This window comes from Pseudonocardia sp. Cha107L01 (assembly GCF_052566575.1).
Genome location: NZ_CP199579.1, coordinates 9,077,250 through 9,099,226 on the forward strand (window position 1 = coordinate 9,077,250; position 21,977 = coordinate 9,099,226).

The window sequence follows — 21,977 nt, forward strand, 5'->3', positions numbered from 1 at the left end:
TGGCCTCGAAGGGTGGATTGCGCATGCGTGAGCTGTTGCCCGTGACACCTGATCGCGCGGCTCCGGTTGGTCGAGTGCGTCGTGGGTTGGTCAGGGACGTGGTCGCTACCGCCGCAGTGACCGGGCTGGCGCTGGCGATCAATCACCTCACGCGGGTGGGTCAGATCCTCCCGCAGGTCTCGGTGATGCTGGCGCTGGTGACCGCCGCGGTCGCGGGGTCAGCAGTGGTCACCGCGGCCGCGGTGACGCGGTTGTCGGCTGATCGGCGCGTCGCGTGGGTCGGTGCGGCCATGCTGTTGTACGGGCTGGTCGCGGTTCCGACCACCGCGATCGGCTCCGCGTTCGAATCCATTCGGGCCAGCATCGGCCTCGCCCGGCTCACCTCGCACGCCCTGGTGGTGATCGTGCTCCTGCTCGCCTGCCGCCCACCGCAACGTCTGCGGGGTGCAAGCGTTCTCGTCCTGTTCGGGAGCACCATGCTGGTCATCGCGGCCGCGGTGGGGGTGGCGGCCGTGGCTCCGGGGTGGGCACTGGCATTCAGCGGCAACGCCGCACCCCGCTACACGGTGGTAGTGGGCTGGGTGCTCGCTGGTGCGGTTCTCACCACCCAGGCGTTCTGGGCGCCGGGACGGGCTCCGTCGGTGCGGGCGGCCGCGCTGCCGTCGGCCCGGGTGGGTCTGGGTGTGACGGTGATGGCTCTGGCCCACCTCTACCGGGTCGTGAGCGAACCCGCGCAACCTCTCACCATGCCGGGACTGGTGTTTTCCACCGGTCGTCTGATCGGCGTGTGCCTGGTGTTGTTCGGGCTCGTGTCCTGGGCTCTTCACTCACTGGGTACGGCCCACGAGGACCTGACCCAGCGCGAGGAACAGCTACGGGACGCTTCGACCGAGCTGGACCGCGTCGCCCACCGCGACCACGAGCTACGCAACCGTCTGGACAGACTGGTCGGCATGGCGAGTGGCTGGAACGCCGTGGCCCCGGAAGAGAAACCACAGGTTGCCGCGACGGCGAAAGCCGAGCTCGAATGCTTGCAGACATTGCTCGATGCCCCACCGACCCAGCCGGATCCGATCAGCCGGTGAAGCGGTGCTCGCCCTGCCAGCCGGGTTCGCCGGTGGTGGCGAAGCGGACCCAGGCGCCGTGCAGCTCCCCGGCCAGGCCGGCGGGTACCTCCGGTCCGAGCAGGCCGTCCGGGCCGCGGAACGCCGGCAGCTCGGTCTGCTCGAAGACGAAGGGCAGCTCGGTGGTGTGGCAGGCGCCGTAGGGACCGCCGCGCCAGTCGAACAGGTACCGGCGCGCGCCGCCGTGCGCGGTGGCCAGCCGATCGCTCGCGGTGCGGAACATGTCGTCGATCGCGCGCTCCCGCTCCGGGTTCTGGTACAGCCGCGCCTCCTGTGCGGTGTTGCCGACGATCAGGTCGACGTCAGGGCGCACCGAGGTCCGGTCCAGCACCACCGCGAACGGGGCCAGCCCGGCGAGTCCGCCCGGCGCCAGCTTGGGTAGCGCCGCGATGAGCTGCTCGTCGGGTATCGCGGCGAAGGCCTCCACCGAGTGCTCGGTCCCCAGCAGCTCGGCCAGCTGGCTGCCGACGCCGTCGGCGCGCTCCGCGCTGAGCCCGTGCAGCCCGCCGCTCTGGCTGATCGCCCGCCGGAACAGCCCGTCGGACTCCGGGTGGGTCAGCAGCGCGCCGACGATCATGCCGCCGGCCGACTGCCCGAACAGCGTGACCTGGCCCGGGTCGCCGCCGAAGCCGGCGATGTTCTCCCGCACCCAGCGCAACGCGGCGATCACGTCGAGCAGCCCCCGGTTCTCCGGCGCACCCGGCAGCGACAGCCAGCCCGGTACGCCGAGCCGGTAGTTCAGCGTGACCAGCACGACGCCGTCCCGGGCGAACGCGGCTCCGTTGTAGGTGGGCGCCGCCCCGCTGCCGGCGAGGAACGCGCCCCCGTGCACGAACACCATCACCGGCGCTCGCCCCTCGGTCGAGGGCGTCCACACGTTGACGGTCAGGTAGTCCTCGCCGGGCACCCAGCCGCGGATGACCGGGCCCATGTCGAGGCGGCCGAACCACCGCCGGTCCGGCATCGGAGCGCTCGGGCCCGGCCGGGTCGCCTCCCGTACCCCGGACCACCCGGGAGCCGGCGCCGGCGCGGCGAACCGGCCGGCCCCCAGCGGCGGCGCGGCGTACGGAATGTCCCAGAACACGCCGGCACAGCCGCGCACGGTCCCGGAGGCGGTCTGGACCAGGTCCGACGGTTCGCTCACCGGAACGCCGCCCAGCCCTTGATCGCGTACCCGTCGCCGTCCCGGCTCACCTCGACCGCGCCGGCGGCCGGGAAATGCGCCGGCAGCATCAGCGCGTTGTCGGCCACGATCGAGTCGAGAACCCGCCGCCGCGTCACCCGGGACAGCGCCTCGTCCTCGTCGAAGCACGGGCTCACCGCCGGCTCGACGATCTGCAGCGGAGTGTGCAGCAGGTCGCCGACGAACACCGCGCGGTCGGCCCCGGAGCGCAGGGTGAGCACCGCGGCGCCCGGGGTATGCCCCGGCGCCGGATCCAGCCGCAGGTTGGCGTCGATGTCGTGGTGGTCCTCCCAGAGCACCGTCTGCCCGGACCGGTGCACCGGCGCGACGCTGTCCTCGAAGACGTTCGCCATCCTCGGCCCGGACCGGGTCGAGTGCCCGTTCGCCGGGTTCCAGTAGTCGAAGTCGGCGCGGGAGATGACGTAGCGGGCGTTGCGGAACGTCGGCAGCCACTCGTCACCGGACCGGTAGGTGTTCCAGCCGACGTGGTCGCCGTGCACGTGGGTGCACACCACCAGGTCGACATCGTCCGGCCGCACTCCCGCGGCGGCCAGGCTGTCCAGGAAGTCGGTGTCCAGCCGATGGAAGGCCGGCATGGCGGGCCGCTCCTTGCCGTTGCCGACCCCGGTGTCGACCAGGATCGTCCGGCCCTCGCTGCGCAGCACCCAGGTCTGCATGCTGAACACCACATCATCGGCGCCGGCGTCGAAGAAGTCCGGCTCGAGCCAGCCCGCGTTGCGCCGCCACAGCTCCGGATCGGTGTCCGGGAAGACAACCACCCGGGGCATCCGGGCGACCCGCCGCTCGAACACCCTGGTGATCTCCACGTCGCCCAATGTGATCGTGTCCATGGCGCCAGTCTGGTAGGTCCGGCCCGCACGCGCAGGACCGGTCGAACAAACGCTAAACGCGGCGAAACACACACTTCGGTGAGGTCTCGATTTCCGCCATGTCACACAGCGGAAACATGGAGCGACGAAGCTGTATTGATGTGCGGCATCGCGGGCGAAATCAGGTTCGACAGCGCCTCAGCTGACGCCGCCGCCGTGGCGCGGATGTGCGACACCATGGTGCCGCGCGGCCCGGACGGCAACGGCCTGTTCTCGTCCGGCCGGATCGCTCTCGGGCACCGCCGACTGAAGATCATCGATCTCTCGGAGAAGGCCGCGCAGCCCATGGTCGACCCGGAGCTCGGGCTCACCGTGGTGTTCAACGGCTGCATCTACAACTACCGCGAGCTGCGCGAGGAGCTCACCAAGGCCGGCTACCGGTTCTTCTCGAGCTCCGACACCGAGGTGATCGGCAAGGCCTACCACCGCTGGGGCACGGCCTGCGTCGAGCGCTTCTTCGGCATGTTCGCCTTCGCGGTCGCCGAGCGGGACACCGGCACCGTGGTGCTGGCCAGGGACCGGCTCGGCATCAAACCGCTGTACCTGTCCGAGACACCGGGCCGGCTGCGGTTCGCCTCCACCCTGCCCGCGCTGCTCGCGGCCGGAGAGGTAGACACCTCCATCGACCCGGTGGCGCTGCACCACTACCTGAGCTTCCACTCCGTGGTGCCCGCGCCGCGCACCATCCTGGCCGGGGTGCGCAAGCTGCCGCCGGCCACCGTGCGCGTGCTCAAGGCCGACGGCACCGGCACCGAGCACCGGTACTGGGCGCCGAGCCACGAACGCCGCGCCGGCGACGCCGACATGACCGCCCAGGACTGGTCCGACGAGGTGCTGAGCACGCTGCGCCGGGCGGTGCAGCGGCGGATGGTGGCCGACGTGCCGGTGGGTGTGCTGCTCTCCGGCGGCATCGACTCCAGCGTGATCGTCGCGCTGCTCGCGGAGAGCGGCCAGCACGGGCTGCGCACCTTCAGCGTCGGCTTCGAGGCGACCGGCGGGGAGTCCGGCGACGAGTTCCAGTACTCCGACATCGTGGCCGAGCACTTCGACACCGACCACCAGAAGATCATGGTGCCGTCGGAGAAGCTGCTGCCCGGGGTGGACCGGGCGATCGCGGCGATGAGCGAGCCGATGGTCAGCCACGACTGCGTGGCGTTCTACCTGCTCTCCGGCGAGGTGGCGAAGTCGGTCACCGTGGTGCAGTCCGGCCAGGGCGCGGACGAGGTGTTCGCCGGCTACGACTGGTACCCGCCGCTGGCCGAGGTGCCCAGGGACCAGGCGGTGGACGCCTACAGCCGGGTGTTCGTGGACCGCCCGCACGCCGACCTTGCCGCTATCGTGGAGCCGGACCGGCTGCTGGCCCGCGATGCCAGCCGGCAGTACGTCGCCGATCACTTCGCCGCGCCGGGCGCGACCCGCACCCTGGACGCCGCGCTGCGCCTGGACAGCTCGGTGATGCTGGTCGACGACCCGGTCAAGCGGGTGGACAACATGACGATGGCCTGGGGACTCGAGGCCCGGGTGCCGTTCCTGGACCACGAGCTGGTCGAGCTGGCCGCGGCCTGCCCGCCAGAGCTCAAGCTCGCCGCCGGTGGGAAGGGCGTGCTCAAGCAGGCCTGCCGGGGTGTGGTGCCAGACACGATTATCGACCGGCCCAAGGGGTACTTCCCAGTGCCGGCGATCAGGCACCTGTCCGGGGGGTTCCTGGAACGGGTCCGCGACGCGGTGACCGACCCCGCCGCCAAGGCCCGAGGGTTGATCCGCACGGACTACCTGCAGCGTTTGCTGGCCGCCCCGAATGAGAACCGCACCACGTTGGGCTCCAACGCGTTGTGGCAGGTAGCACTGTTGGAAATGTGGCTTCAGGAGAGGGGGATCGGGTGACCGACAACCGCGCAACCGGCAACACCTTTGCGACCGGCGACAGGGTGGCCGGCGACAACACCGTCAGCACCTTCACCGACCGGCGCCGGCTTCAGCTGCTCGCCGAACCGGACTCCGGTGGCCCGATCCACCCGCTGCACTCGATCCGCCCGCTGCCGGACTGCCTCGCCGCGCAGAGCGCTACCAGCGGGGCGCTGTCCCCGGACGGGCAATCGTTGGCCTTCGTCTCCGACCGGGACGGCCTGCCGGCGCTCTGGGTCCTCTCGCTCGCCGGCCCCGGTGAGCCCCGCGAGCCTGTCCGGCTGGACACCGGACCCGATCAGGTCCGCCAGGTGAGCTGGTCGCCGGACGGACGCTGGTTGACGTGTCTGCTGGCCCCGTTCGGCGGTGAGCAGACCCGGGTGCTGGCGCTGCGCCCGGACGGTGCCGAGCAACGCACCCTGGCCGGCGGACCCGGCGGTGCCGGCACGCTCGGCGCGTGGCGGCCGGACGGTGCTCTGGTCGGCATCACGGAGGCCAGCCGCCGGGGTGGCGGGGCCAGCACCGCCTACGCGGTCGACCCGGCGACGGGCCGGCGCACCGAGCTGGCCACCGGGCCGGCCGCCGTGGTCTGCTCGTTCAGCCCGAACGGCCGGCACGCGGTGGTCCGGGTGGGCCGCCGGGGTACCCGCCAACTGCTCTGGGTGGACGTCTGGTCCGGCCGCCGGGTACCGCTGCTGGCCGAGGCCGACGCGACGGTGGCCGACGCCCGGTTCGCCGCCGGCGGCACCCGGCTGTACCTGCACACCGACTCCGGGCGGGACCGGGCGGCGCTGCTGGAGCTGGCGGTGACCCGCACCGGTCCGCGACGCTCGGCCACGCCGAAGGTGGTGGCCGCCCGTCTGGACGCCGACCTGGACCTGTTCGCCCGGCACGGCGACCGGCTCGCACTGGTCTGGAACGAGTACGGCCGCAGCGAGGTGGAGCTGCTCGAACCGGACGCCGGTCTGACGTGTGCACTCCGGGCACCGGCGGAGGTCGTCACCAGCTGTGCGTTCTCCGCCGACGGGAACTGGCTGCTGCTCGGCGCCGAGGGGCCGACCACCCCGCCGCACCTGGTGCGCTGCCGGCCCGGCGCCGACGAGTTCGAGCGGCTCGCGCCGACCGAGCCGCCGAGCTGGTCACCGGACGAGCTGGTCAACCCGGTACCGCTGCGCTTCACCACCGAGGACGGCCTGGAGCTGTCCGGCTGGTGGTACGCGCCGCACGGCGGCCTGGGCAGCGGTCCGACCGCCTCCCCCGCCGCCCAGCAGACCGACCAGCCGACGGTGCTGTGGCTGCACGGCGGGCCGGAGGCACAGGAACGCCCCACCTTCGCGCCGCTGCTGCAGTCATTGGCCGCCGCCGGAGTGGCCGTGTTCGCGCCCAACGTCCGGGGCTCGTCCGGCTACGGGCGCGGCTTCGTGAACGCGGACAATGGCGAGCTGCGCTTCGCGGCGATCACCGACGTGGCCGAGGCGGCCAGGTTCCTGATCACCGCCGGGCTCGCCGACCCGAACCGGATCGGCATCGCCGGCCGGTCCTACGGCGGCTACCTCACCCTCGCCGCGCTGGTGCACTTCCCGGAGCTGTTCCGGGTCGGCGTGGACATCTGCGGCATGGCCGACCTCGAGACCTTCTTCGCCTACACCGAGCCGTGGATCGCCACCGCCGCCACCAGCAAGTACGGCGACCCCGACCAGGACCGCGAGCTGTTGCGCGAGCTGTCCCCGCTGCACCGCATCGAGCGGCTGGTGGCCCCGCTGCTGGTGGTGCATGGCGAGCACGACACCAACGTGCCGCTGGTGGAGGCCGAGCAGGTGGTGCAGGCGCTGCGGGAGCGCGGCGCGGCCCCCGGATTCCTGCTGTTCCCGGACGAGGGGCACGAGATCCACGGCACCGCGAACCGCGCCACCTTCGTCCGCGAGGTGGTCCACTGGCTGACCAACCACCTGCTCGAGGCCGACTCGCAGACCGCGTAACCGACCGACGGGCCCGGCCAGGTCAGCCGCGCTCGAACGAGCTCATGATCAGCGTGCCGTCCGGCCCGGGCACCACGGTGAACTGGTAGCGCTCGACGCTTTCGCCGCCGCTCTTCGGCACGAACCGCAGGGTGGCGCGCACCGTCTTGCCGTCGACCGCTGTCGGCTGCTCGGCGAAGCCGACCGAGTCCAGTCCGGCGTAGAAGCTCTGGTAGCTCTGGTACCCGTTCGACGCCGACTGGGCAGCGGGGCCGAGCTCGGCCCAGGCCGCGGCAGGGTCGCCCGGCAGCAGCGCGTAGTAGCCCCGGATGAAGCTCTCCAGGTCCGCCGCGGTGGGCTGGCCGTCCGGACGGATCTTCACCGGGGGCGCGGCGGACGGCTTCGCGGACGCCGGCGGTGACCCCGCCGCGATGCTGCCCAGCCCGGGCAGTGCGTCGCGGCGCAGGACCGCCAGCGTGGCCACCGCCGCCACCGCCACCACAACCAGCGCGATCAGCGCCCAGATCGGCGGGGTGGGCTTCCTGAGCCGGAACGGTCCGAACGCCCGGCGCGGCCTGTCTTGCCGGTCACGGGGCGGCTCGACCGGATCCGGGCGGCTCCTCGCCGGCGGCGCCGCGACCGGTTCGGCCGCCGCGGCCGGTGCCCCGGCATCCGTGGGGTCGGGTGACCCGCTCAGCGATACCGCGGCGATCGGCCAGGTCGGCGAGGGCAGGGCCGGGTCCGAGCGCGCGGGCGGCGGGGACGCCGCGGTCGGCGGCAGCGAGTCGAGGTCCACCCGGGTGGCCGAGAGGTTGTTACGCCGGCCCTTGCGGGCGCCGGTGCCCTTCGCCGGGGTTGGCCGGCGGGGCGCGGCGGACGGCCGGGACGGCGGGGCGGCCGGCCCCGGCGGTTGCTGGCCGGCGGCCACGGCGGCGAGCTCGGCCTTGGCCTCGGTCGCGGTCGGCCGGTCGGCGGGGTCGGCGCGCAGCATTCGCAGCAGCGCGTCGGTGAGCGGCCCGGCGTGCTCGGGCGGCCGGATGGTGCCCGCGCCCACCTTGTAGAGCAGCGCGTAGGCGTTGTCGTCCAGCCCGAACGGCGGTTCGCCCTCCACCGCCGTGTACAGCGTGGAGCCCAGCGCGAACACGTCGGACGCGGTGGTCGGGTTCTGCCCCCTCGCGGTCTCCGGGGCCAGGTAGGCCGGCGTACCGGCGATCAGCCCGGTACGGGTCAGCTGGACGTCGTCGGCGGCCCGGGACACTCCGAAGTCGGTGATCTTCACGATGCCGTCGGCGCCGATCAGGACGTTGCCCGGCTTGATGTCGCGGTGCACGATGCCGGCCGCGTGCGCGGCGGCGAGACCGTCCGCGATCTGGCGGCCGATGTCGGCGGCATGGCGCGGGTCCAGCGGCCCCTCGGTGTTCAGCAGCGCGCCGAGGGTGCGCGACGGCAGGTACTCCATGACCAGCCACGGGGCGTCGTCGTGCAGCACGACGTCGAAGACCGCGATGGCGTGCGGGTGCTGCAGCCGCGCGGCGAGGCGACCTTCGCGCAGGATCCGCTGGCGGGCCTCGTCGTAGGCCTGGCCCTGCGCGTCGAAGCCCGGCGCACCCGGTTGCAGCAGCAGTTGTTTGACCGCGACGGTGCGCCCGAGCAGCTCGTCGGTGGCGCGCCATACCGCGCCCATGGAGCCAGCACCGACCCGCTCGTCCAGGCGGTAGCGCTGGGCGAGCACCAATGTGCTGGCATCACCGATCGAAGACATCTCGGACAGCGTATTCCGATCGAGGGCGACCCTCGGTGAGTACCGGCGTTATCCGCGCGCCGCCGGGGCCGCCATGCTCACCCGGCCAGGCAATGTTTGATCCTGACCGGGTGAGCTGTGACAGACCCCACAGACCGGGCGGACGCTAGATCAGTTGAAGTCCGGGGACTCCGTCCGGGTCCGCTTCAGCTCGAAGAAGTGCGGGAACCCGGCCAGCGTGCGGGCCGCGTCGAAGACCTGGCCGGCCTGCTCCCCCTTGGGCGCCTTGGAGATCACCGGACCGAAGAAGGCCACTCCGTCGACGTGGATGGTCGGGGTGCCGACGTCCAGCCCGACCGGGTCCATCCCGGCGTGGTGGCTGGCCTTGAGCTCCTCGTCGAAATCGGTGCTGTCGGCGGCCTCGGCCAGCGACGCCGGCAGGTCCAGCTCGGCCAGCGCCTCCTTGATGACGACGTCGAATTCCTTGTTGCCACCGTTGTGGATCCGGGTGCCCATCGCGGTGTAGAGCGGCTCCAGGATCTCCGGGCCACGCTCCTTGGCCGCGGCGATGCACACCCGCACCGGGCCCCAGCCCTTGGAAAGCAGCTCCTTGTACTGCTCCGGCAGGCCCTCCCGGTCGGAGTTCAGCACGGACAGGCTCATCACGTGGAACTGCAGGTCGATATCACGAACTTCGCGGACCTCGAGCATCCAGCGCGAGGTCAACCACGCCCACGGACAGAGTGGGTCGAACCAGAAATCGACCTTGGCGGTGGTGGTGCTGTCGGCACTGGTGGTCATCTGACGCGGCCTCCCGATGGTCGGATCTCCCTGTGACAACGCTCAACAACCCGGCGCGGTGAGATGTTCCGCCGCTGGGCGCCGCGGCCGGGAGGGACAACTCGGTCCACCCCACACCGCCGCACGTGGTTTGATCGCGCCTAAGAGCACCAGTCCAGACCCACAGGGAGATTCAGGCACAACATGGCCGCCCCCAACCTGACCCGCACCGCGGCCGAGCAGCGCGCCGCGCTGATTACCGGCACCGACTCGGCAGCAGCCCTCTGCGCGATCGAGTACGCCATCGAGCTGGACCTCACCGACGGCGCCGGCCACCCAGGCGCCACCACGTTCACCAGCACCACGACGGTGCGCTTCGACTGCACCCGCCCCGGCGCCAGCAGCTGGATCGACATCGTGGCCGCCGGCGTGCGGTCCGCCGTGCTGAACGGCACCGAACTGGACGTGTCCGGCTACCTCGAAGAGGACGGCATCGCGCTGCCCGAGCTGGCGGCGAGCAACGAGCTCACCGTCACCGCGGACTGCCGCTACATGAACACCGGCGAAGGGCTGCACCGGTTCGTCGACCCGGTCGATTCGGCGGTGTACCTCTACTCCCAGTTCGAGACGGCCGACGCGAAGCGGATGTTCACCTGCTTCGACCAGCCCGACCTCAAGGGCCGCTACCAGCTGACGGTCACCGCCGCGCCGGACTGGAAGGTCATCTCCAATGCGGTCATCGAATCGAGCACAGCCAGCGGCTCCAGTGGCGCCGTCACCCACCGCTTCGCCACCAGCGAGATCATCAGCACCTACCTCGTCGCGCTGATCGCCGGCCCGTACCAGAGCTGGCACGACGAGTACCGCGACGCTGACGGAGTCATCCCGCTCGGCATCTACTGCCGGTCCTCGCTCGGCGGGCACATGGACGCCGAGCGGCTGTTCACCGAGACCAAGCAGGGCTTCGACTTCTACCACGCCAACTTCGGCGTCCGGTACCCGTTCGGCAAGTACGACCAGCTGTTCGTACCGGAGTTCAACGCCGGCGCGATGGAGAACGCCGGCGCGGTGACGTTCCTGGAGGACTACGTCTTCCGGTCCCGGGTCACCAAGTACCTCTACGAGCGGCGCGCGGAGACCGTGCTGCACGAGATGGCGCACATGTGGTTCGGCGACCTGGTGACCATGCGCTGGTGGGACGACCTGTGGCTGAACGAGTCGTTCGCCACCTGGGCCTCAGTGATCTGCCAGGCCACCGCCACCGAGTACACCGGTTCCTGGGTCACCTTCGCCAACGTGGAGAAGTCCTGGGCGTACCGGCAGGACCAGCTGCCCTCGACCCACCCGGTGGCCGCCGACATCCCCGACCTGGCCGCCGTCGAGGTCAACTTCGACGGCATCACCTACGCCAAGGGCGCCTCGGTCCTCAAGCAGCTGGTGGCCTACGTCGGCCTGGAGCCCTTCCTGGCCGGCCTGCGCAGCTACTTCGAGGCGCACAAGTGGGGCAACGCCACCTTCGACGACCTGCTCGGCGCACTGGAGCGCTCCTCCGGCCGCGACCTGTCCGACTGGGGCCGGCAATGGCTGCGCACCACCGGGCTGAACCTGCTGCGACCCGACTTCACGGTCGGCGACGACGGCACGTTCACCGCCTTCGCGGTGCGCCAGGGCGGCGCCCGCCCCGGCGCCGGCGAGCTGCGCACGCACCGGCTGGCGGTCGGCATCTACGACGACGACGCGGACGGCAACCTGGTCCGCACCCACCGGGTCGAGGTCGACGTGTCCGGCGAGCGCACCGAGGTGCCCGAGCTGCTCGGCATCCCGCGTGGGCAGCTGGTGCTGGTCAACGACGACGACCTGACCTACGGCGCGCTGCGGCTGGACCCCGGTTCGTTGGCCGTGCTGATTGACCGCATCGCGGACATCACCGAGCCGCTGCCACGCACCCTGTGCTGGTCGGCCGCCTGGGAGATGACCCGCGACGCCGAGCTCAAGGCACGCGACTTCGCCACCCTGGTGGCCGGCGGCGCCGGGCGCGACAGCGAGTCCGGCGTGGTGCAGCGACTGCTGCTGCAGGCCCAGACCGCAGTGGCCTCCTACGCCGAACCCGGCTGGGCCGCCGACACCGGCTGGCCACTGCTCGCCGACGCGCTGCTGCAGATGGCCCGCGACGCCGAACCGGGCTCGGACCGCCAACTGGTCGCGGTGAACTCACTGACCGGTGGCGTCCTGGACCAGCCCAAGCTCGACGTGCTGGCCGGCTGGCTCTCCGGCGAACAGGTACTCGACGGGCTGACCGTAGACACCGACCTGCGCTGGCGACTGCTGCAGGCCCTGGTGGCACACGGCGCGGCCGGCGAGGCCGAGATCGTCGCCGAGCACCAGCGCGACGCCACCTCCGCCGGCGAACGACAGGCCGAGCGGGCCCGCGCCCTGATCCCCACACCCGAGGCCAAGGAACGAGCCTGGCAGCGCGCGGTACACGACGACGACCTGCCCAACGCGGTCAACGACGCGATCATCTCCGGCTTCTCGCATCCGGCGCAGCGCGGCCTACTCACCGAGTACGTGGACCGCTACTTCGCCGAGGTCTCCGACGTATGGCAACGCCGGACCAGCGAACGGGCCCAGTCGGTGGTGCTAGGCCTGTTCCCGTCCTGGGCAGTGGACAAGCACACGGTCGACGCCGCCGACACCTGGCTCAACGGCGCGGAACACCCGCCGGCGCTGCACCGGTTGGTGAGTGAGGGGCGCGCCGGCGTGATCCGCGCACTGGCCGCCCGGGAGTTCGACCAGAGCTGAGCCGAGGTCCGGCGCCGCGCACCCGCGCGTCATCGGGTGCCGCGGCGCCGGATCGCTCCCGAGGGAGCAGACGCTAGTCGTAGCCGAGCACGACGTTGTCCGCGAGCTGTCGCGGACCGCCGTCCACCCGGTCCGCGGGTTCGTCGAACCGGCGTCCGCGCGGTCGCAACACCCAGGGCGAGGCTGGCGACTGCCTGCCGAACTGCCTCGGCGGCAGTACCCGAACCTCGGACACGGCGACAGTCTCGTCGAAGTCCATGGGACCCAACCTCCCGCACCCTCGTGACCGATCTGGCGGCTGAAGTATGGGCCGACCGGGCACCGGGCAACTCGCCAAAGCTGAGTATCCCGCGACACGGTGAGGGTCAGTGGCTGTGGGGCGGGGCGCAGGCCTGGTCGGAGAGCATCTGCAGGCCGGATAGCAGACCGGCGATCAGGTCGCCCTCGTTGAACGAGGCGACCAACGACGGGTAGCGCCACGGCTAACCGGGCCGTCAGCGGGGGCGCCGGACCAGAACTCGACCCGCGGCCAGCAGGGCGATCAGCCGGTACAGCGCCATCAGGACCGCCCTTAAACCAGCACAGCCTGCATGGTTGTAGTTGACCGAGTGGTCTCGGCCGCACCAGGTGGGACGTGACGATCACCCCAGGGCCGGGCGGCCTCGGGGCAGGCTCCTTAGGCTGTGAAGGTGCCGCGACCCGCTCCCCCGCTATCCCGAGGCGTGCCCGGCCACTGCGGACGCTGCTGGTCGGGGTGCCGCTGGCCGGTGCATCGCTGCTGTGGCTGGCCCCGGAGCTGCTCGGCCAAGGCTCGGTCAGCCCGTTCGCCCAGCTGGTGGCGTTCCGCCCGGTCGGCGCGGCCGGGCAGCTACTGCTGGCCGCCCTGGCCGGGCTGTTTCGGCGGCGCTACTGGCCGGCCGCGCTGGCCGTGGGCGGAGTGGCGGCGGTCGGCACGGTCCTGCCCCGGACGGTGACCGGGCCGACCCCGCCGCCCGGCCGGGAGCTGAGCGTGCTGTCGTTCAACCTGCTGCACGGGCGGGCCGACGTAGCCGCATTGGCCGAGAGGCCGGACGTCGTGGTGATGCCCGAAGCCGGCGAGGGGTTCCGGTCCCGGTTGGACCCACTTCTGGACGGGCTGGGCTACCGGTCGTGGGCGACCACTGGGCCCGGCGAGCGGGACGGCATGGGCATTGTGATGCTGGCGGGCGCTCGGCTGGGCGCCGTCACTACCACTCCGCTGGACGTCGGCGGCCGGTTCCGGTGGATGCGGCTCAGCGGCGGGGTGCTGGGCGAGGTAGGCGTGGTCGCGGTGCACACCGCTACCCCGGTCCGGATGGATGCACGTCTGGGCCGAGGACCTGGGGCTGCTGCGCACCTTGCTCGGCCCGGACGCCGGCCCGCACGTGGTGGCGGGCGACGTGAACGCCACCCTGGACCACGCGGCGCTGCGGGCGGCGACCGACGGCGCCCAGGACGTCGCCGCTGAGCGCGGCCTCGGCCTTGTGTCCACCTGGCCGACGGCCTGGCCGCGCTGGTTCGGCGTGCAGATCGACCACGTGTTCACCGCCGGCGGCGTGCACCCGGCGGACGCGCGGGTGCTCCAACTCCCGGGCAGCGACCACCGCGCCCTGCTCGCCCGCCTGGTGCTGCCGGGCTGACCGATCCTGCGCTCACCACACCGGCGGCCGGCCCACGGTGCGACGGTCGCGCCCCCCTCCGTCGCGGCACCATACGCATTTTTGGTGAGGCCGGGCCCGCGGCCTGATCCTTACGATCTCTCAGCAGCTCGGTGAGCGCTTCCCACCACTGTCAACTGGCGGTCGCCGAAGCCAGAGACGTCGGCTCATGGACGGCGCTTTCGCGAGTGGCCATGCGCGGATGTCCATGGCGATGACGACATCGAGTATGGAGGCATCATGCGCCTGCGAGCGACAGACATCTCCACGCGCAGGTTGGGTGACGAGACGATCGTGCTCAGTCTGCCCACATCGCGCTACTACACGATCACTGGTGTCGGCACCAGAATACTCGAGCTTCTCGGCGAGGAGACCTCGTTCGACGACCTCGTGCACGCCGTCGTCACCGAGTACGAGGTGGACCCGACCGACGCCCGCCGGGACATTGCGGCATTCATCGAGCGACTGCGAACCTCCGAGCTGCTCACGTGAGCGAGCGCTCCAGCTCGCCTTCCACACGCGTCCGGCACGCGAGTTCATTGCCGTTGGGCCCGACCGGACTGCCAATAATCTCGGCGCACGAGGTCGCCGTCGGGTGGCCGCTGGGAACGCAGTCGCCAATACCGCCACCCGCGTGGGTGGATCCGGACCCGGTACGTGTCTTGCGGGACGAGCTGCGACCGGCTCTGCTGCACACACCGTGCGTGCTGGCGTTCTCCGGAGGCCGCGACTCCTCATTGCTGCTAGCCGTCGCGGCGGACCTGGCCGCGCGGGAGGGCCTGGAACCACCGATTGCCCTGACGTTCCGATATCCCGGCGATCCGGCCGCCGAAGAGTCCTCCTGGCAGGAACTGGTTGTCGATCACCTCCGTCGTACGGGCTTGCGCATGGAGTGGATCCGCCGAGACATCACCACCGAGCTGGACATCGTCGGGCCACTCGCGGCCCCGCGGGTGCGGGCGCACGGACGGCCGACCTTTCCGGCTGGGCTCGGCAACACAGTACTGCTCGCCCACCACGCGGCCGGCGGTTCACTGGTCACCGGCAACGGCGGCGATGAGGTGCTCGGCGACCATCGGACAGCTGTGCTCCGCGCAGTGCTGCGTCGGCGGGCCCGGGGGATGAGCCGCGACGACTGGCGGTTGGTCCTTGCCTCGGCGGCGCCGCGGTGGAATCAGCTACTGGGGGGCACCGAGCGGCGCCATGCCCCCTGGCTGAGGCCGGGCGTGCGTGACGCGGTGCGGGAGGCGAAACGGATGGGGTGGCAACCATTGCGGTGGGACCGCAGTGTGTGGGCGGCCGTCGCGCCCCGGGCGGTGGCAATCAGCAACCTGACCAGGGCGCGGATCAGCGCCGACCACGATTGCCGGTTGGTGGAGCCGTTGGGCTCGGGCCCCTTCGTCGAATGCTGGGCCGCGTTCGGGGACCGTTGGGGAGGCGTGACCCGCACCGGAGCAATCCGGCTGCTCGCCGACGGCTTGCTTCCGGACGCCGTCATTCGTCGAGGGCAAAAAGCCTGGTTCAACGCGTCCCGTTTCGGTCCGATATCCCGCGAGTTCGCCCGTACCTGGGATGGGAGCGGTGTGGATGACAACCTGGTCGACGCCGACCGGCTGCGCGCCGCCTGGCTGTCCCAGGTGCCGCCGGGAACAACCGCCATGCTCCTGCAACAAGCCTGGTTGGCGAGCGGCGCGGGTGCACCATGAGCCCGCTCGTCCGGCGCGCCCAGGTGGCCTGGGAGATGGCCCGGGCACTCCTTCCGATGGCATTCATCGAGCTCAGCTTGCGCGCAAGCAACCTCCCAAGGATGTGCCACAGGCTGGGGTTGGCCCTCGACCTCGACAGCGGCGCGCCGCCGGCAACCGAACCGGTCGTCCTCGCGGGACGGACCCGGCAAGCGGTTCGCGGCGTGCTCATCGTCGCGTCGCACTGGCCCGCCGGCGACACCTGCCTGCGGCGGTGCCTGCTGCTGGGTCATCGACTGCGCCGGTTGGGACCCGTCCTGCGGATCGGGGTGGAGCGTGCTTCCGATGGAGCGTTCGTCGCCCATTCCTGGCTCGAGCTCAACGGAACCACGTTCGACCCCTCGGCGGCGGACTTCGCGGTCCTCGGCTCGGTCGGGCGGTGAGTTGACGGTGTGGCACCAGTACCGTGCGCACGGCCTCGTGGTTTCCAGCGAGGTCGAGCTCGCATTGCCCCCCACCGGCTCGCCGGGCGGGCGTCCTGACCTCACTCTTCGGTTGGGAAGCGATGAGCCGGTGCCGAACGAGCCGGCCCCTGGGTGTCGGCTCGCCGATCTCGACCGCGACGGCGCCCCCGTCTACAGCTTCGGGCGAACCGGCGACCGGATTGTCCTGCGCTATCCGGGCCTGTGCGAGCTGGTGGGCGATCGAACCCTCAGCCAGGTGACCGCGAGGCTCCATCCGGGCGTCGACCCGAACCTGCTCGGTGTGCTGGCCAGTGGCAACCTGCTGGCCGCGCATCTCACCCTGCGTCATCACCTCGTGCTGCACGCGAGCGCGGTGCGCGGTGGCGACGGTGTGGTGGCCTTCATCGGCGCCTCGGGCATGGGCAAATCGACGCTGGCGGCCGCCTATTGCGGCGCGGGCGCCGAGCTGGTGACCGACGACGTCATGCGCGTCGAGGTCGAGCCGGACGGCCAGGTGATCGTGTACCCCGGCGCGGTGGAGAGCCGGTTGCGTCTCGGCGCCCGAGCGCTGGCCGAAACGGGTCCGGCCTCAGCGGTCCGGCACACCGCGGACGGCCGCCTGGCCGTGAGGTCAGCCCGCCGAGTCAGCGGACCGGTGCCGCTCGCCGCTTGCGTGATTCCGTGGGTCTGCCCCGACGCCAGCCGGGCGTCGGTGCGCCGGTTGAACCCGCTGACCGCGCTGCGGCAACTGATCCGGTTCCCGAAGATCGTGGGCTGGCGCGAACCCGAGTCGATGAGTCACACGTTCCAGGCTCTCGGCGATCTCGTCGATCGGGTGCCGGTCTTCGAGGCGACCCTGCCCCTGGGGCTGCCATTCCGGCCGGACACGCTCGCCTCCGTCATGGACGGTGTGCTGGCCACGGGTCGGGGCGTAACCGACCTTCGGCAGGGCGTGCGGACCCCCGACGCGGTCGGTGGTGCGGCGCTTCAGCGGTAGGCGGAGGACTGCAACCGGTACAGGTCGGCATATTGTCCGCCGCGAGCGATCAGTTCGTCGTGCGTGCCGCATTCGACGACCCGGCCACCATCCATCACGTAGATCCGGTCAGCCGTGCGGGTACTGGAGAACCGATGCGAGATGAGCAACGCCGCGCGCCCGCCCAACACCGCACGCACATCGGTGAACAGCTCGTGCTCGGCCCGGGGATCAAGTGCCGCGGTGGGCTCATCGAGGACGATCAGCGGCGTGTCCCGGAGCAGGGCCCTGGCGAGCGCCACCCGCTGCCATTGTCCGCCCGAGAGGTCCACCCCTTCGTCGAGATCGCGGCCCAGCATGGTGTCGATGCCGTCGGGCGCGTCCCGCACCGCCGCGAGGGCGCCAGCTCGGCGGGCGGCCGCAATTACGTTCTCCTCGCTCACCATCCGATCCCCGTCGCTGATGGCGATGTTGTCGCGAAACGTCATCTGGTACCGAACGAAGTCCTGGAGTATCACGCTCACGGACGCCCTGATGTCGGACGCGGCCAGGGCCTCACCGTCCCAACGACGGGACCCGCTCTCCGGGTCGTAGAGCCCAGCTACGATCTTCGCAAGCGTCGTCTTCCCTGAACCGTTCTCGCCGACCAAGGCCACGACCTCGCCGGCCCCTATCTCGATGTCCACTCGATCGACCGCCGGACGGCTCTCTTCGGGATAACGGAAGGTGATCCCGTCGAGACGCAGACCGAGTGTCAGCGGGCGCTTTCGTCCTTTCGGCGATAGCGTCGGCGGACACATTGCGAAACGATCGAGGTCGGCAAGGAACGGGGCGGCCTCGACTAGTCCGGATACCCCCGCAAATATCGTGCTCAGCTGCCCGCTGAGCAGCCGTACTGCTATTGCCGCGGCACCGGCCTGGGCCGGATCAATTCGGCCTCGGTGTACCAGTTCGACAATCGCCAGAAGGGCGACGGTGAGCGCCGCAGCCACTCCGAGGACGGTGAGCGTCGCAATCACCTGGCGGCGGCGGACCTGAGTGCGCAGCTGCGCGACATACTCGTCGTTGAGCTCCTGGTGGCGCGCCCGGAGTGCGCCGGTCGAGCCGAACGCACGCAACTCCGCCGCGTAGGGACGGAGGCTCAGCAGCTGGCGGAGGTAGCCCCGGCGGCGATGGGCGGCAGTCATTCGGTGCGCGAAGTCGAACTCGGTGCGGCTCGCCCTCCTGGACAGCAACACTGCCGGAAGTCCGGCCGAGAGCAGGATCGGTACCAGCAGCGGCTCGATTCCGATCAGCATGGCGGACAGCGCGATCACTCCGAGCATCCCGCCGACCAGCCCGACCAGGCCAGCCGTCGCAAGGAACGGGCTGGTCACCGCGTGACTCTGGACCCGCTCCAGCGCGGTGGCGAATCCGGAGGACTCGTACGTGATCAGGTCGGCGCGCGCCGTTGTGTCGAGGACTAAATCCCATACCCGCTGGGACACCCTCTCACCGAGCAGGCGGAGCTGCTGCGCCTGCAGCGAGGTGACCGAGCCGGCAAGACCGGTCGCCAGGGCCAGCACGATCAGTGCGGGGCCGAACCCGAGCGCGGCCCGGTCGGGTTGCAGGAGCGCATCAAGGGTGAGTTTCGCCGTGGCGACCACGCCGAGCGCGGCGGCGGCGCCAACTAGCTGAAGCGCCGCGGCGACCATGGTGCCGCGCCGATCGGCAACGAGGACTTCTCTCGCGGCGGAGGCGACCAGGCCGAGCGTCGTCGCGCGGGTAACTCGGGGCAGACGCACCAATTGATGGTAGGAAATCAGAAATAGGAGCGCATCATCATAATTGAGAATAAAACGACGGTCCGACCGAACTTGACGGAGAGATTATCGGGCTCCAGTCTATCCCTCTCAGCAGAATATGGGTAAGATTGTGAACTCACCAGAGTCCGAGAGGAGGTGAAAGATGAAGAAGGAATATGTTTCTCCCGAAGTGGAGGATCTCGGATCACTCCACGAGCTGACGCAGGGTCTCTCCATTTTGGTACTTAATCTCGACGGAGAAGGTGGCGGCAGCGGGGGCCATTCGTTCTCGTAGTCGTCAACTGCCCCCACTTATACCGCTGGGGTCCCGGAAGGGACCCCAGCGGCCTTCGTCGGTGTCTGCGGGCGCCTCGCACCCGGCCGACCGACGCACGGTTACATCGGTACGCCCCGTCCTCGGCGCACCTCCCCCGCCGCGAACGCGAATCGAGCCAGCACCGAGGAGTGCCGCCCCGCCGTATACCGAGTGTCCGGCAGAGCGAGCGCGCGGGCGTACGCCGCCTTGTCCCGCAACCGGGGCAGTGCCATCAGCGTCGCCACCGCCTGGGCCGCAAAAGTCTTGCCGGCGTGTGTGTGCAGCCCGAGCCGGGAGACTTCCTTGCCACTCGGCACGTAATTCACCGCCCATTCGGACAACTCACCGCCGGGAGCGAACCCGAGCAGCCGTTCGGCGTCGACCACGGCGGCCGCCACCACCGCTTCGGCCCCCCAGGACGCGGCGAGCCGGCGAACCGCCGCTCCCTCCGAACCGAGGTGCACCAGCATCTCGGCAACGTCTCGGAGCGTGCCCAGCCGCAGTGGCCAATCCCCGAGCGAGGCGTGGTAGCAGGCGTGCATGAAACGATTCGCACCGGACAGCGCATGCAGCGCGCGCCCGGCGACGCGGAACTCCGCGCCCTCGTCCCACAGGGCGCCCAGGTCCACCCCTAGGCCCCACGGCCCCTGGATCAGGTTGCGGTGGAGGTCAAGTTCGAATCTCGAAGGGGCCACCAACGGCACGGACTTCTCGAAGCGCCGATCGAAACCCGGGCGCGGCTCGGCAACCATGCGAGCAAAACCGGCCGCCGACATCGCCGCGACCGCACGATCGACGTCTCGTGCGCGGACCAGAACGTCCAGGTCGATGAACGAGCGAAGCGCCGGATCGGGATAGTCGAGGTGGGCGACGGCGGTCCCTTTGAGCACTCGGGAATCGATGCCACGGTTGGCGAGCAGCTCCACAATCGCGAACAGTTCTCGTTCCAGGTCCATGACCCGCAGCTGCTTGATCCGATGCACGGCCCTGATCTGCCGCGCCTGCTCGGGCGTTGTCGGCTGCGCACCCTCGGTCACAGCCCGCAGGAGGAGCCCCGTAAGCCGGTGATGCTCGGCACCGGCCAGGAGCTCGACCCAGGCCGGTCGAGCGAGCGGCTCGCGTGGGAACCTGCGCCAGGCGCCCGGCAACCGGTAGCCGCCGACCGCGAGCAGCCCAGCCGCGTACTCACTCTCTGGACAGAGTCTGCGACCGCGCGACCACCCGTGCCGCCCGCCGAATGCGGCTGCGACCGCCTGGATCCGTTGTTCGCCGGTCAACAAGGCTCAGCCCCCATCACACATCGTCGGTGCAGGACTGTGTGCCGGTCTGCGCACCCACCATCCGGTCTCCAACACCCACGAGTCGACGCCGGTGATCATCTGCTGGCCGATGGCCGGCGTGATCCGTGCGGATTCACCGGCTCGTCGACGCGCCGGACATGGCGTACCCAGCGCTTGGACACCGATCGGCCCTCCCGACACAGCTGACAGCGACGGCGTAGTCGGGGTCAGTATGGACAGGCGGGGCGGCACTCGACTCGACAGTATTGACGATCTAGGCGACCAACCGGCGTCAGGGTGACTCTCTCGGGTCCCACCTAGGCTCGAGGGGTGATGATTCCCAACTTCCGGGGTGGCCGGTCCGCTGACCGCCGGACCGGCCATCGGCCAGTACAGATCCTGCTGGTCGGGATCCCGTTCGCCGGGATGTCACTGTTGTGGCTGGCCCCGGAGCTGTTCGGCCTTGGCACGGCATCACCCTTCGCACAGGCGGTCGCCATGCGGCCGATGACCGCCACCGGCCAGCTCGCCCTCGCCGCGCTGATCGGGCTGATCCGGCGGAGGTGGTGGCCAGCGGCGCTCGCGGTAGGCTGGATGGCGGCAGTGGCGCTGGGCGCTGTGGTCCCCCGGGCGGTGGCCGGGCCGCCACCGCCACTCGGCGCCCAGCTGAGCATCCTGTCATTCAACGTCCTTCACGGACGGGCCGACGTGGCCGCGGTACGCGAACACCGGCCCGACCTTGTGGTTCTGCCGGAGGCCGGGCAACGCTTCCGCGATCGGCTCGACCCGCTGGTGGGCGATCTCGGGTACAGCGGCTGGGTGACCACATCTCCGGGCGAGCCTGACGGGCTCGGGATCCTGATGCTCGCCGCGCCCGGCCTCGGTGCCCTGACGGCCACCCCGCTCGCGCTGGGCACACGACTCTGCTGGTTGCGGGTGAGCGGCGGCACGCTCGGCACGGTCAGCGTGATCGCCGTGCACACCGCTGGCCCGATCCGCGGCTGGATGCCCGAGTGGGCCCCGGAACTCGGCCTGCTGAGCACCTGGCTCACCAAGGGACGCGGCCCACACATCGTGGTCGGCGATGTCAACGCCACCCTCGACCACGCGTCACCGCGCGCGGCGGTCGCCGGGGCATTTGACGTGGCCGCCGACCGGGGACAGGGCCTGAAATCCACCTGGCCGGCGGCCTGGCCACGCTGGTTCGGCGTGCAGATCGACCACGTATTCACCAGTGGCGGGGTGCACCCGGCGGGGGCTCGCGTCCTGGACCTGCCCGGCAGCGACCTTCGCGCGCTACTGGCCCGCGTCGTGCTGCCACCCGGCTCAGCGCACACCGGCGGGCCGCCGGTCCGACAGTCGCGCGTCCAGCGAGGCCGGGAGTAGCGACCTGGCGGCCCCGGGGTAGCCCGC

The 21,977-nt window shown here is 70.9% G+C and carries 19 protein-coding genes and 1 pseudogene; 12 read left to right on the top strand and 8 right to left on the bottom strand.

Going from position 1 to position 21,977, the window contains the following annotated elements; all coding sequences use genetic code 11:
• The first annotated feature begins 98 nt into the window (after positions 1 to 98).
• Positions 99 to 1,085 (top strand): hypothetical protein, encoded by a 987-nt coding sequence (locus ACTXG6_RS42785; protein WP_445185015.1) that lies wholly within the window; start codon positions 99 to 101, stop codon positions 1,083 to 1,085.
• Here the strand turns inward: ACTXG6_RS42785 and ACTXG6_RS42790 are convergent.
• Positions 1,075 to 2,268, bottom strand: coding sequence for a carboxylesterase/lipase family protein (locus ACTXG6_RS42790; RefSeq protein ID WP_445185016.1), 1,194 nt, complete (start codon positions 2,266 to 2,268; stop codon positions 1,075 to 1,077). The two genes, ACTXG6_RS42785 and ACTXG6_RS42790, sit on opposite strands and share 11 nt — an antisense overlap.
• Positions 2,265 to 3,158, bottom strand: coding sequence for an MBL fold metallo-hydrolase (locus ACTXG6_RS42795; protein WP_445185017.1), 894 nt, complete (start codon positions 3,156 to 3,158; stop codon positions 2,265 to 2,267). Before ACTXG6_RS42795 ends, ACTXG6_RS42790 begins: the two co-directional genes overlap by 4 nt.
• Before the next feature lie 138 nt (positions 3,159 to 3,296).
• Between ACTXG6_RS42795 and ACTXG6_RS42800 the strand changes: the two genes are divergently transcribed.
• Together ACTXG6_RS42800 and ACTXG6_RS42805 are read left to right on the top strand one after the other, a co-directional pair.
• Positions 3,297 to 5,081 carry an N-acetylglutaminylglutamine amidotransferase gene (locus tag ACTXG6_RS42800; protein ID WP_445185018.1) on the top strand — a complete coding sequence of 595 codons (1,785 nt, stop codon included), beginning with the start codon at positions 3,297 to 3,299 and terminating at the stop codon, positions 5,079 to 5,081.
• Positions 5,078 to 7,081, top strand: a complete 2,004-nt coding sequence (locus tag ACTXG6_RS42805; RefSeq protein ID WP_445185019.1) for a S9 family peptidase — start codon at positions 5,078 to 5,080, stop codon at positions 7,079 to 7,081. The genes ACTXG6_RS42800 and ACTXG6_RS42805 overlap by 4 nt, the downstream gene beginning before the upstream one ends.
• 22 nt (positions 7,082 to 7,103) lie before the next feature.
• On the opposite strand, the gene ACTXG6_RS42810 is transcribed toward ACTXG6_RS42805, so the two are convergent.
• Positions 7,104 to 8,822 carry a serine/threonine-protein kinase gene (locus tag ACTXG6_RS42810; protein WP_445185020.1) on the bottom strand — a complete coding sequence of 573 codons (1,719 nt, stop codon included), beginning with the start codon at positions 8,820 to 8,822 and terminating at the stop codon, positions 7,104 to 7,106.
• A 150-nt stretch (positions 8,823 to 8,972) separates the two neighbouring features.
• Positions 8,973 to 9,602, bottom strand: a complete 630-nt coding sequence (locus ACTXG6_RS42815) for a mycothiol-dependent nitroreductase Rv2466c family protein (protein WP_445185021.1) — start codon at positions 9,600 to 9,602, stop codon at positions 8,973 to 8,975.
• A 183-nt stretch (positions 9,603 to 9,785) separates the two neighbouring features.
• Here ACTXG6_RS42815 and pepN point away from each other — a divergent pair, with 183 nt between their 5' ends.
• A complete protein-coding gene (gene pepN, locus ACTXG6_RS42820; protein ID WP_445185022.1) occupies positions 9,786 to 12,383 on the top strand; it encodes an aminopeptidase N in 2,598 nt (865 codons plus the stop codon).
• Between the two features lie 73 nt (positions 12,384 to 12,456).
• Here pepN and ACTXG6_RS42825 read toward each other — a convergent pair whose 3' ends face one another.
• Together ACTXG6_RS42825 and ACTXG6_RS42830 are read right to left on the bottom strand one after the other, a co-directional pair.
• Positions 12,457 to 12,642, bottom strand: coding sequence for a hypothetical protein (locus ACTXG6_RS42825; protein ID WP_445185023.1), 186 nt, complete (start codon positions 12,640 to 12,642; stop codon positions 12,457 to 12,459).
• A 106-nt stretch (positions 12,643 to 12,748) separates the two neighbouring features.
• Positions 12,749 to 12,850, bottom strand: a pseudogene (locus ACTXG6_RS42830) (DUF5130 family protein); the annotation flags it as partial.
• A gap of 167 nt (positions 12,851 to 13,017) precedes the next feature.
• Here ACTXG6_RS42830 and ACTXG6_RS42835 point away from each other — a divergent pair.
• The 6 genes from ACTXG6_RS42835 (at position 13,018) to ACTXG6_RS42860 (ending at position 17,205) form a co-directional block, all read left to right on the top strand.
• Entirely contained in the window at positions 13,018 to 13,869 is an 852-nt protein-coding gene (locus ACTXG6_RS42835) for a hypothetical protein (protein WP_445185024.1), read from the top strand.
• Positions 13,751 to 14,041 (top strand): endonuclease/exonuclease/phosphatase family protein, encoded by a 291-nt coding sequence (locus tag ACTXG6_RS42840; protein ID WP_445190275.1) that lies wholly within the window; start codon positions 13,751 to 13,753, stop codon positions 14,039 to 14,041. The genes ACTXG6_RS42835 and ACTXG6_RS42840 overlap by 119 nt, the downstream gene beginning before the upstream one ends.
• 258 nt (positions 14,042 to 14,299) lie before the next feature.
• Entirely contained in the window at positions 14,300 to 14,551 is a 252-nt protein-coding gene (locus ACTXG6_RS42845) for a PqqD family protein (RefSeq protein WP_445185025.1), read from the top strand.
• Between the two features lie 170 nt (positions 14,552 to 14,721).
• Positions 14,722 to 15,765 (top strand): asparagine synthase-related protein, encoded by a 1,044-nt coding sequence (locus ACTXG6_RS42850; RefSeq protein ID WP_445185026.1) that lies wholly within the window; start codon positions 14,722 to 14,724, stop codon positions 15,763 to 15,765.
• Positions 15,762 to 16,187: a lasso peptide biosynthesis B2 protein gene (locus ACTXG6_RS42855; protein ID WP_445185027.1), complete on the top strand. Its 426-nt coding sequence runs from the start codon at positions 15,762 to 15,764 to the stop codon at positions 16,185 to 16,187. Before ACTXG6_RS42850 ends, ACTXG6_RS42855 begins: the two co-directional genes overlap by 4 nt.
• Positions 16,188 to 16,317: 130 nt before the next feature.
• Positions 16,318 to 17,205, top strand: a complete 888-nt coding sequence (locus ACTXG6_RS42860) for a hypothetical protein (RefSeq protein WP_445185028.1) — start codon at positions 16,318 to 16,320, stop codon at positions 17,203 to 17,205.
• On the opposite strand, the gene ACTXG6_RS42865 is transcribed toward ACTXG6_RS42860, so the two are convergent.
• Positions 17,196 to 18,968 (bottom strand): ABC transporter ATP-binding protein, encoded by a 1,773-nt coding sequence (locus ACTXG6_RS42865; RefSeq protein WP_445185029.1) that lies wholly within the window; start codon positions 18,966 to 18,968, stop codon positions 17,196 to 17,198. The genes ACTXG6_RS42860 and ACTXG6_RS42865 overlap by 10 nt on opposite strands.
• A 163-nt stretch (positions 18,969 to 19,131) precedes the next feature.
• Between ACTXG6_RS42865 and ACTXG6_RS42870 the strand changes: the two genes are divergently transcribed.
• Positions 19,132 to 19,263, top strand: a complete 132-nt coding sequence (locus ACTXG6_RS42870) for a lasso RiPP family leader peptide-containing protein (RefSeq protein ID WP_445185030.1) — start codon at positions 19,132 to 19,134, stop codon at positions 19,261 to 19,263.
• 101 nt (positions 19,264 to 19,364) lie between these two features.
• On the opposite strand, the gene ACTXG6_RS42875 is transcribed toward ACTXG6_RS42870, so the two are convergent.
• Positions 19,365 to 20,432 (bottom strand): nucleotidyltransferase family protein, encoded by a 1,068-nt coding sequence (locus ACTXG6_RS42875; RefSeq protein ID WP_445185031.1) that lies wholly within the window; start codon positions 20,430 to 20,432, stop codon positions 19,365 to 19,367.
• Positions 20,433 to 20,897: 465 nt separating this feature from the next.
• Between ACTXG6_RS42875 and ACTXG6_RS42880 the strand changes: the two genes are divergently transcribed.
• Positions 20,898 to 21,950 (top strand): endonuclease/exonuclease/phosphatase family protein, encoded by a 1,053-nt coding sequence (locus ACTXG6_RS42880; protein ID WP_445185032.1) that lies wholly within the window; start codon positions 20,898 to 20,900, stop codon positions 21,948 to 21,950.
• Positions 21,951 to 21,977 lie beyond the last annotated feature (27 nt).